Source organism: Streptosporangium heterodermiicola (assembly GCF_051390675.1).
Taxonomy (GTDB): domain Bacteria; phylum Actinomycetota; class Actinomycetes; order Streptosporangiales; family Streptosporangiaceae; genus Streptosporangium.
Genome location: NZ_JBPJSR010000143.1, coordinates 1 through 250 on the forward strand (window position 1 = coordinate 1; position 250 = coordinate 250).

Here is a 250-nt window from a genome sequence, read left to right on the forward strand (position 1 = left end):
CAGTGAGCGGGAGATTCTCGAGGCGTTGCCCGACACGGATCGGGTGGGGATCGCGGCGGTGAACGGTCCGTCGGCGGTGGTGGTCTCCGGGGATGAGGATCTCGTCGAGGTCGTGACGGCTGACTTCACTCGGCGGGGGCGGCGGGTTCGGCGGTTGACGGTGAGTCATGCGTTTCATTCGGCGCGGATGGAGCCGATGCTGGCCGACTTCCGGCGGGTCCTGGAGGAGGTGACGTTCAACGAGCCGCGG

1 protein-coding gene is annotated in these 250 nt (G+C 68.0%); it reads left to right on the top strand.

The window, feature by feature from the left end; genetic code table 11:
* A partial coding sequence (locus ACSC1Q_RS43265; protein ID WP_436764556.1) for an acyltransferase domain-containing protein occupies nt 1-250 on the top strand: 250 nt, incomplete at both ends.